Consider the following 259-nt stretch of genomic DNA (forward strand, 5'->3'; position numbering starts at 1 on the left):
GTCGTCCCCTGCTCCCGGTTGATCTGACGCAGTGTGGCGAAAATGTCCTGAACGATGAGGGGGGCGAGGCCCAGGGACGGTTCGTCCAGAAGCAGAAGCCGGGGGTGCGCCATCAGCCCGCGGCCAATGGCCAGCATCTGTTGCTCCCCGCCTGACAGGGAGCCGCCGAGCTGCTTCTCCCGCTCCTGGAGCCGGGGAAAAAGATGGAACACCATGTCCAGATCGCGACCGATGCCGGCGCGGTCGCAGCGGGTATAGG

At 66.0% G+C, this 259-nt stretch carries 1 protein-coding gene; it reads right to left on the reverse strand.

Features of this window, described 5'->3' with window-relative positions; all coding sequences use genetic code 11:
- Positions 1-259: ATP-binding cassette domain-containing protein (locus ACTFO6_RS19055; RefSeq protein ID WP_439935908.1), on the reverse strand; the 259-nt coding region annotated here is incomplete at both ends.

Origin of the sequence: Pelomicrobium sp. G1, assembly GCF_051905455.1 — a bacterium.
Lineage (GTDB): Bacteria > Pseudomonadota > Gammaproteobacteria > Burkholderiales > UBA6910 > Pelomicrobium.